The organism is Mesorhizobium sp. M7A.F.Ca.CA.002.04.1.1 (assembly GCF_004022805.1).
Taxonomy (GTDB): domain Bacteria; phylum Pseudomonadota; class Alphaproteobacteria; order Rhizobiales; family Rhizobiaceae; genus Mesorhizobium; species Mesorhizobium ciceri.
Genome location: NZ_RZPL01000494.1, coordinates 1 through 4,427, shown reverse-complemented (window position 1 = coordinate 4,427; position 4,427 = coordinate 1). Strand labels below are relative to the sequence as shown.

4 protein-coding genes are annotated in these 4,427 nt (G+C 60.7%); 3 read left to right on the top strand and 1 reads right to left on the bottom strand.

Translation table 11 applies throughout. The annotated features are described in order from the left end of the window. Positions 1-64: 64 nt before the first annotated feature. A complete protein-coding gene (locus ENZ75_RS22580; protein ID WP_013533052.1) occupies positions 65-1,192 on the bottom strand; it encodes a sugar ABC transporter substrate-binding protein in 1,128 nt (375 codons plus the stop codon). 220 nt (positions 1,193-1,412) lie between these two features. Here ENZ75_RS22580 and ENZ75_RS22575 point away from each other — a divergent pair, with 220 nt between their 5' ends. The 3 genes from ENZ75_RS22575 to ENZ75_RS22560 all read left to right on the top strand — a co-directional run. After that, positions 1,413-2,087 (top strand): GntR family transcriptional regulator, encoded by a 675-nt coding sequence (locus tag ENZ75_RS22575; protein ID WP_013533053.1) that lies wholly within the window; start codon positions 1,413-1,415, stop codon positions 2,085-2,087. A 303-nt stretch (positions 2,088-2,390) separates the two neighbouring features. Continuing rightward, a complete protein-coding gene (locus ENZ75_RS22565; RefSeq protein WP_063167523.1) occupies positions 2,391-3,218 on the top strand; it encodes a phosphogluconate dehydrogenase C-terminal domain-containing protein in 828 nt (275 codons plus the stop codon). A gap of 317 nt (positions 3,219-3,535) precedes the next feature. After that, positions 3,536-4,427, top strand: an 892-nt coding sequence (locus ENZ75_RS22560) for a D-ribose ABC transporter substrate-binding protein (protein ID WP_164887935.1), incomplete at its 3' end; no start/stop codon positions are given.

Genomic DNA, 4,427 nt, shown 5'->3' with positions numbered 1-4,427 from the left:
GCTTGGCATGGATTGACGACGCACGGACAGTTGTCCGTGCATCGTCACACGGGCCTTGGGAGGCTTAGTTCTCCGGTTGTCCGACGAGGGCAGCATTAAGGCCGACCTCGGGTGTCTGGTCCGAGAAGATCGAGGCAAACCAGCCCGGATTGGAGACCAGCGACGGCTTGAAGGCGTTGCAGCCGGCCTTCATCTCCGCCCATGTGCCTTCGTCGCACAGCTTGATCGTCTCATTGGTAACGACCGGCAGCGGCAGGATGGTGGTCTTCGGCACGTCCTTGCCTTCGATCGCCTCGACGGCAAGCTTCAGCGCCAGCGCACCCGAATAAGGCGGCGAGGCATAGGAAATGCGTTGTGCGCCCGCCGGTGCATAAGGAGGAGCGGCACCTTCGACTTCGGTGCCCTCCGGCAGCATCTGGATGCGGCCGCCATTGGAACCTTCGCCGGCGCAAGGCAGGAGTTCGCTGGTCTTCTTGCCAGCCTCGAGCTGCATCGAGTTGGCGGTGAAGCAGCCGACCTGCATCCACAGTCCGTTGATGTCGTCCCAATTGCGGGTGGCCAGGATTTTCGAAAGTTCGGTGCGGGCGACCGCCTGGCTCCACATGCCGACAGCCTCGCCGACGATCTTGATATCAGGATACTTGGCGAAGACTTCCTTGGCGGCCTTTGTCCGCTGATCGTCAACGGATGTTCCCGGGACGCCCGTGATGGCGATGATGTTGCCCTTGCCATTGAGCTTCTTGACCAGCCATTCGGCGGTCACCCTGCCCGCTTCCAGCTGGTCTATGTGGACGTTGTAGGCACAAGGCTCGGTGATCTCGGCGTCGTACGCAAAGACCTTCACGCCCTTGTCGCAGGCATTCTTGACGACCTGGTTGAGCGCGGTCGGCGAGATCGGATACACGACAATGGCTTCGGCGCCGCTTTGCACCATTGCGTTGATCTGCTGAATCTGGCGTTGCGCGTTGGGGCCAGCGACCTGGACCTGCAGGTCGACCTTGTCGGCCAGGCTCTTATGAGCGGCCATGGCCTTGACCATATTGGCCGCCTCCGCCTGCCAATCATTGCCGATGTAGCTCATGCTGAGAAAGATCTTGTGCTTCTCGGCGGCCTGCGCGGCGGACAGGCCGAAGGCGCACGCAGCCATGCCGGCCAGCAGCGCGAGCCGCCGGACTTTCGATCCGATACCCATGTGGAACTCCTCCCAAACAGAACGACCAAATGCCTCCCAAGGGCACAAAACGTAAACCCTTGTCATTCGATGCCAGCGACCGTATCATGATTTGATCAAATATCAATGATGAAATCGTTTATATCAAAACGGGCTATGTCGGCCGCTTGACGTGGCACCACGAACCTTGCATTCCGGCACAAGCAATAGTGTCGCCCATGGGCGGGAAGGTTGACCGGAGATGGCTGGATCGGCGTTCAGGAAGCCTGGTGTCGAGATCATTCCACTGTCCAAGGAAACTCTGCAGGACCGGGTCTACAACCAGGTCACCGAACTGATTCTCGACGGCAGCATCGTGCCGGGCGAGATGGTCACGGTTCAGAGCCTCGCCGACGCCTTTGGCGTCAGTCCGATGCCGGTCAGGGAAGCGCTGCGGCGCCTGACGGCAGCCAACGCGCTGACGGTAGTATCCGGGCGCTCCATTGGTATTCCGGCGCTCAGCCGCGAGCGGCTCACCGATTTGCGAAATGTACGTTTTGAGATAGAGGCCATCGCCGCCGGCTGGGCCTCACAGAACCGCAGTGATGCGGATCTTGCGATTTTCGCGCGCGATCTGGACTCACTGGAACGCGCGAATGGCGCGGACGACGTAAAGGCCTATCTCAGGGCGAATTATACCTTCCACTTCGCAATCTACCGAGCAGCGGGATCCGAAACCCTGCTCAAGATCATCAAGGATCTATGGCTGCAGATCAGCCCCTATTTCAATATGCTGCATGGATCCTACTCGACCGCGAACACATACCATCAACAGATGTTTGCGGCCCTGCGCGACCGGGACGAGCAGGCAGTTCAGGCGGCGGTTCGCGGCGATATCGATGCGGCTTTCGACATGCTGGTCGATCTTTTGAAGTAGCGCCCGGCCCGACCTCCGACCCCTATCACATGCCTCCTATTTCTGGGGATGGCAGAGCAGCGCTCATGCGCACTCAGCGGGCAAGCGCGGGCTTCTTCTGGTGATCTAGAGATCATATCCCGAGCGCGTCATCCATGGTTCTCGTGCTTGAGCTTGCGAGGGCGGCAGCCGATGACGCGGCGAAGCACATGACCCGCATCCTCATTGTCATTATCGGATTGCCAAAATGTGGTAGCGTGATTATACCAGTTGATCAGTTGACGACGGGCGATACCGTCCGCTGAGATCAGGAGTAGTGACCAAATGACAACGATTGCGCTGTTCGGTGCCGGTGGGAAAATGGGCTACCGCCTGTCGACCAATTTTCGCGGGTCGCCCTACACAATACGCCATGTCGAGGTCAGCGATGCCGGCCGCGAACGGCTGAAGACCGGGCTGGGTTTCGATACTGTCAGCGCCGACGAAGCGCTCAAGGGCGCCGATGTGGTGATCCTGGCCGTTCCCGACACGCATATCGGCAAGGTGGCGACCAGCATCGAGAGCAAGCTGGCGCCGGGCACCATGGTGGTGGTGCTCGACGCGGCGGCACCCTTCGCCGGCCACCTGCCGAATCGACCGGACCTCACCTATTTCGTCACCCACCCCTGCCATCCGCCGATCTTCAACGACGAAACAGATATGGCGGCAAAGAAGGACTATTTCGGCGGCGTCAAGGCCAAGCAGCATATGGTCAGCGCCTTGATGCAGGGGCCGGAAGAGGATTACGCCAAGGGCGAGGCGATCGCGAAGATCATCTGGGCGCCGGTCATGCGTTCGCACCGCGTCAGCGTCGAACAGATGGCGCTGCTGGAACCCGGGCTTTCGGAGACGGTGTGCGCCTCGCTGCTGGTGGTCATGAAGGAAGCCGTCGACGAGGTCGTGGCACGCGGCGTCGACCAGCAGGCGGCGCTCGACTTCCTGCTCGGCCATATGAACGTGCTGGGCGCCGTCATTTTCGGCGAGACCAAGGGCGTTTTCTCGGATGCCTGCAACAAGGCGATCGAGTTCGGCAAGCCGGTGCTGATGCGGGACGACTGGAAGCGCGTGTTCGAGCCGGAAGAGATCGCCGCCAGCATTCAGCGTATCACCTGAAGAGGAGAGGCGCTGCCGCCGCGACGTCGCCGTACCGTTGCCGACGCTCGGCATCGTAGCTCATCAGGTACATATCACCTGAATTCGTGGTTGACTCATCATACCAGTTGGCTTAGCTGTTCATGGCTCGGATCGACAGGGTTTTGGCAGGAGTACGGTGGGCGAGTGGAGGATGGCTGGGGAGCAACGATCCGTGGAGGGAAGCCGGCAAACGGCTCTTTAGCCCCGAAGCGATCCGCCGCCCGCGCCGCCTGACGAATTCGGATGCCGACAGATGCTTTCGGTAACCAAGGCAATTTTTCAAACGGGAGGACTTCATGAAACTTACACGCAGAATGACGCTTGCGGCTTTCGCCGGCATGCTGGCGCTTGGCACGGCCGTGCCCGCCTATGCGGCGGATCTCATTGCCATCATCACGCCCTCGCACGACAATCCGTTCTTCAAGGCGGAAGCCGTCGGCGCCGAAGCCAAGGCCAAGGAACTCGGCTACGAGGCGCTGGTGCTGGTCCATGACGACGACGCCAACAAGCAGTCCGAGCTGATCGACACCGCGATCGGCCGCGGCGCCAAGGCGATCATCCTCGACAATGCCGGCGCCGACGCCACCGTCGCCGCGGTACAGAAGGCCAAGGACGCAGGCATTCCGTCCTTCCTGATCGACCGCGAGATCAACGCCACCGGCGTCGCCGTCGCGCAGATCGTCTCCAATAACTACCAGGGCGCCCAGCTCGGCGCGCAGGAATTCGTCAAGCTGATGGGCGAGAAGGGCAATTTCGTCGAGCTGGTCGGCAAGGAATCCGACACCAATGCCGGCATTCGTTCCAAGGGTTATCACGACGTCATCGACGACTATCCGGACCTGAAGATGGTCGCCCAGCAGTCGGCCAACTGGAGCCAGACGGAAGCCTATTCCAAGATGGAATCGATCCTGCAGGCCAACCCCGACATCAAGGGCGTGATCTCCGGCAACGATACGATGGCGATGGGCGCCTATGCGGCACTTGCCGCGGCGAACCGCAAGGATGTCATCGTCGTCGGCTTCGACGGATCGAACGATGTTCGCGACTCCATCACCTCGGGCGGCATCAAGGCAACGGTGCTGCAGCCCGCCTTCGCGCAGGCGCAGATGGCGGTCGAGCAGGCCAACGACTTCATCAAGAACAAGAAGTCGCCGGCCAAGGAAAAGCAATTGATGGACTGCGTTCTGG

Excerpts from the sequence above, each read along its gene's own strand:
- ENZ75_RS22580 (WP_013533052.1), bottom strand. The coding sequence starts at position 1,192 with ATGGGTATCGGATCGAAAGTCCGGCGGCTCGCGCTGCTGGCCGGCATG.
- ENZ75_RS22575 (WP_013533053.1), top strand. The coding sequence starts at position 1,413 with ATGGCTGGATCGGCGTTCAGGAAGCCTGGTGTCGAGATCATTCCACTG.
- ENZ75_RS22565 (WP_063167523.1), top strand. The coding sequence starts at position 2,391 with ATGACAACGATTGCGCTGTTCGGTGCCGGTGGGAAAATGGGCTACCGC.